Here is a 3953-nt window from a genome sequence, read left to right on the forward strand (position 1 = left end):
GAGATGGTGATGCCCGGCGACAACCTGAAGTTCGCCGTCGAGCTGATCGCCCCCATCGCCATGGAAGACGGCCTGCGCTTCGCCATCCGCGAAGGCGGCCGCACCGTCGGCGCAGGCGTCGTCAGCAAGATCATCGAGTAATCTGCCCTAGGGTTCGACGAGGGAGGCCGGACGGTCCGGCCTTCCTCCTATCAACTCCAAAGCCGCGAAAGGCTAGACCAATGCAAGGCCAAAACATTCGCATTCGGCTCAAGGCGTTCGACTACCGCGTACTGGATGCCAGCACGCAGGAAATCGTCAACACCGCCAAGCGGACCGGCGCGCAGGTGCGCGGACCGATCCCCCTGCCGAACAAGATCGAGAAATACACCGTTCTGCGTGGCCCCCACGTGAACAAGAAATCCCGCGACCAGTTCGAGATCCGCACCCACAAGCGGCTTCTCGACATCGTCGATCCCACTCCGCAGACCGTGGACGCGCTGATGAAGCTCGACCTCGCGGCCGGCGTGGACGTGCAGATTTCGGTTTGAGGAGGGCAAGGTGATGTTGCGCTCTGGTGTGATCGCGAAAAAGGTCGGGATGACCCGGCTGTTCATGGAGGACGGGCGGCAGGTGCCGGTGACTGTCCTGCAACTTGACAAGCTTCAGGTGGTGGCGCAGCGCACCCCTGAGAAACACGGCTACTCGGCCGTCCAGCTCGGTGCCGGCGCGGCCAAGGCCAAGCGCACGAGCCAGGCGATGCGCGGGCACTTCGCCACCGCCAAGGTCGAGCCCAAGCGCCGCGTCGCGGAATTCCGCGTCGCGCCCGAGAACCTGATCGGGGTCGGCGAGGAGATCACCGCCGACCATTACTTCGAGGGTCAGTTCGTCGACGTGTCGGGCACCTCGATCGGCAAGGGTTTTGCCGGTGGCATGAAGCGGCACAATTTCCGCGGGCTCGAGGCCACGCACGGTGTCTCGATCAGCCACCGCAGCCACGGCTCCACCGGCCAGTGCCAGGACCCCGGAAAGGTGTTCAAGGGCAAGAAGATGGCCGGCCACATGGGGGCTGCCCGCGTCACCACGCAGAACCTGCAGGTGGTGCGCACCGATGCCGAGCGCGGCCTGATCATGATCAAGGGTGCCGTTCCGGGCTCGAAAGGCGGCTGGGTGACCATCAAGGATGCGGTGAAGAAGCCGTTCCCGGAGAGCGCCATCCTCCCCGCCGCGCTGAAATCGGCGGCTGAAGAGGCGGCCCGCGCCGCCGAGGAAGCCGCCGCCCAGGCCGCCGCCGAGGAAGAAGCCGAAGCCAAGCGCCTCGCCGAGGAGCAGGCCGCCGCCGAGGACGCCGCGCTCAAGGAGGCCGAGGCCGAAATCGAGGCCGAGAAGAAGGACAGCGAGGAATGAAACTCGACGTGATCAAACTGGACGGCGGCAAGGCCGGCTCGGTCGATCTGGGCGAAGACATCTTCGGCCTGGAGCCCCGTTCCGACATCCTGCACCGCGTCGTCCGTTGGCAGCGCAACAAGGCGCAGGCCGGGACCCACAAGGTCAAGACCCGGTCGGAGACCAGCTACTCCAGCAAGAAGATCTATCGCCAGAAGGGTACCGGCGGTGCCCGCCACGGCGACCGCAACGCGCCGATCTTCCGCAAGGGGGGCATCTACAAGGGCCCGACGCCGCGCAGCCATGCGCATGACCTGCCCAAGAAGGTGCGCCAGCTTGGCCTCAGGCACGCCCTCAGCGCCAAGGCGCAGGCTGGCGAGCTCGTGGTGATCGAGGACGCGGCCAGCGACGGCAAGACCAAGACGCTGGCCCGCCAGGTCAAGGATCTCGGCTGGAAGCGCGCGCTGGTCATCGACGGTGCGCAGGTCAACGCGGAGTTCGCGCGCGCGGCGGCCAATATCGAGGGTCTCGATGTGCTGCCCAGCGTCGGCGCGAATGTCTATGACATCCTCAAGCGTGATACCCTGGTGATCACGAAGGCGGGTGTCGAAGCACTGGAGGCTCGACTGAAATGAGTGCCAAGGCAGAACATTACGACGTGATCCGCAAGCCGGTCATCACCGAGAAGGCGACGATGGCGTCTGAGAGCGGCGCAATCGTCTTCGAGGTGGCCATCGACGCCAACAAGCCCCAGATCAAGGACGCCGTCGAGGCGCTCTTCGGGGTCAAGGTGAAGGCGGTGAACACGACGATCACCAAGGGCAAGCAAAAGCGTTTTCGCGGCGTCAAGGGCACGCGCAAGGACGTCAAGAAGGCCTACGTGACGCTCGAAGAGGGCAACACGATCGACGTGACCACGGGTCTGTAAGGATGGTGGGGTGAAACCCCACCCTACGGTCCGAAATTTGAACCCCGGCTGCCGAGAGGTGGCCGGGGTTTTCTTGCGGCAGGTGCCATTTGGCTCTGCGCGCGGCGGGTGACGCGGTGCGGCAGAGAAACGTCGATCAGCCGTCAGAGGGGAACGTCGTCATACCCGCGTTTCGTGCCAGTCCTGGTCTGCTTGAGCGTCTGATCCGTGACGTCGGACATGATCTCGAACATCCGCTGCGCCTCGGAGGTGTATTGATCAATCGCCTTGCGGAAGAACTCTGATTGCAGCCGCACCATCTCGGTTGGGCTCTGACAGCGCAACATTGCCTGTTGCATTTCGAGATCGGTCCGGACGCGCTCGGAGAGGAAGCGTGTACTCTCGGCCATGACCTCGAGCCAGAGGGTCGCTGCCGGGTGCCCTGTGGCCAGCGCCGAAGAAAAGGCCGGGGCTTCGGGCTTGTCCTGGTCGGGTTTCGCTTTGGACTTGGTCATTTCCTTACTCCCATTGCCGGACCGACCACACCGCCGTGGCGGGCGCATCCCGTGGCTCTCATGTCATTTCGTGGGCGCAGGATAAATGGAACCGGAAGCCCCGGCCTTGATCTGTGTCTAATGGCGGCATATCCGCCGCTCGCGTCGCGGGAATCGGTGCCCACCCCCTTGACCCTACATGTCGCCTCCCCTATCAGACCCCATCCGCGAGGCCCCGGATTCGTCCGGGGCTTCGCTGTTGTTCGCGAGAACGAAAGAGCCGGGGACCTTCGGGGCCCTATAACCACGGTGGGTGACACCCACCCTACATAGCGGGCCTTCGGGCACGCGTTTGCAAACGGAAGACAGAAAGCATGGCACTCAAGTCGTACAAGCCGACGACGCCGGGCCAGCGCGGGCTGGTGCTGATCGACCGTTCGGAGCTGTTCAAGGGCCGCCCCGTCAAATCCCTCACCGAGGGTCTGACGAAATCGGGCGGGCGCAACAACACCGGGCGGATTACCTCGCGACGTCGCGGGGGCGGGGCGAAACGCCTCTACCGGATCGTCGATTTCAAGCGCACCAAGCTCGATGTGGCGGCCACCGTCGAGCGGATCGAATACGATCCGAACCGGACCGCCTTCATCGCGCTCATCCGCTACGAGGATGGCGAGCAGGCCTATATCCTCGCCCCGCAGCGCATGGCCGTGGGTGACAAGGTCGTGGCGTCGGCCAAGGCCGACATCAAACCCGGCAACGCGATGCCGTTCTCGGGCATGCCGATCGGCACGATCATCCACAACATCGAATTGAAGCCCGGAAAGGGCGGACAGATCGCGCGTGCCGCGGGCACCTACGCGCAATTCGTGGGTCGCGATGGCGGCTACGCGCAGATCCGGCTGAGCTCGGGCGAGCTTCGCATGGTGCGTCAGGAATGCATGGCCACCGTCGGTGCCGTGTCGAATCCAGACAACTCGAACCAGAATTACGGCAAGGCGGGCCGGATGCGCCATTACGGCAAGCGTCCCTCGGTGCGCGGCGTCGTGATGAACCCGATCGACCACCCCCACGGCGGCGGCGAAGGCCGCACCTCGGGCGGCCGTCACCCGGTCACGCCCTGGGGCAAGCCCACCAAGGGGATGCGCACCCGCAACAAGAACAAGGCGTCGCAAAAGCTCATCCTGCGC

Annotated in this window: 7 protein-coding genes; 6 read left to right on the forward strand and 1 reads right to left on the reverse strand. The window is 64.7% G+C overall.

Features of this window, described 5'->3' with window-relative positions:
* The 5 genes from VJ897_RS04040 to VJ897_RS04060 all read left to right on the forward strand — a co-directional run.
* Nucleotides 1-141 (forward strand): EF-Tu C-terminal domain-related protein (locus tag VJ897_RS04040; RefSeq protein WP_527251207.1); only part of this gene is annotated, 141 nt, incomplete at its 5' end.
* An 80-nt stretch (nt 142-221) separates the two neighbouring features.
* Nucleotides 222-530: a 30S ribosomal protein S10 gene (gene rpsJ / locus VJ897_RS04045; RefSeq protein ID WP_104018654.1), complete on the forward strand. Its 309-nt coding sequence runs from the start codon at nt 222-224 to the stop codon at nt 528-530.
* 13 nt (nt 531-543) lie between these two features.
* Complete coding sequence (gene rplC / locus VJ897_RS04050) at nt 544-1386, forward strand: 50S ribosomal protein L3 (RefSeq protein WP_324053496.1); 843 nt, start codon at nt 544-546, stop codon at nt 1384-1386.
* Nucleotides 1383-2000: a 50S ribosomal protein L4 gene (gene rplD, locus VJ897_RS04055; RefSeq protein WP_324053498.1), complete on the forward strand. Its 618-nt coding sequence runs from the start codon at nt 1383-1385 to the stop codon at nt 1998-2000. The genes rplC and rplD overlap by 4 nt, the downstream gene beginning before the upstream one ends.
* Entirely contained in the window at nt 1997-2293 is a 297-nt protein-coding gene (locus VJ897_RS04060; protein ID WP_324053499.1) for a 50S ribosomal protein L23, read from the forward strand. The genes rplD and VJ897_RS04060 overlap by 4 nt, the downstream gene beginning before the upstream one ends.
* Nucleotides 2294-2436: 143 nt before the next feature.
* On the opposite strand, the gene VJ897_RS04065 is transcribed toward VJ897_RS04060, so the two are convergent.
* On the reverse strand, nt 2437-2787 hold the full coding sequence (locus VJ897_RS04065) for a phasin family protein (protein WP_324053501.1): 351 nt from the start codon (nt 2785-2787) through the stop codon (nt 2437-2439).
* A 353-nt stretch (nt 2788-3140) separates the two neighbouring features.
* On the opposite strand from VJ897_RS04065, the gene rplB reads away from it, so the two are divergent.
* Nucleotides 3141-3953, forward strand: an 813-nt coding sequence (gene rplB / locus VJ897_RS04070; protein ID WP_324053503.1) for a 50S ribosomal protein L2, incomplete at its 3' end; no start/stop codon positions are given.

Source organism: Salibaculum sp. (genome assembly GCF_035270045.1).
Classification (GTDB): Bacteria; Pseudomonadota; Alphaproteobacteria; order Rhodobacterales; family Rhodobacteraceae; genus Salibaculum.

Excerpts from the sequence above, each read along its gene's own strand:
- rpsJ (WP_104018654.1), top strand. The coding sequence starts at position 222 with ATGCAAGGCCAAAACATTCGCATTCGGCTCAAGGCGTTCGACTACCGC.
- rplC (WP_324053496.1), top strand. The coding sequence starts at position 544 with ATGTTGCGCTCTGGTGTGATCGCGAAAAAGGTCGGGATGACCCGGCTG.
- rplD (WP_324053498.1), top strand. The coding sequence starts at position 1,383 with ATGAAACTCGACGTGATCAAACTGGACGGCGGCAAGGCCGGCTCGGTC.
- VJ897_RS04060 (WP_324053499.1), top strand. The coding sequence starts at position 1,997 with ATGAGTGCCAAGGCAGAACATTACGACGTGATCCGCAAGCCGGTCATC.
- VJ897_RS04065 (WP_324053501.1), bottom strand. The coding sequence starts at position 2,787 with ATGACCAAGTCCAAAGCGAAACCCGACCAGGACAAGCCCGAAGCCCCG.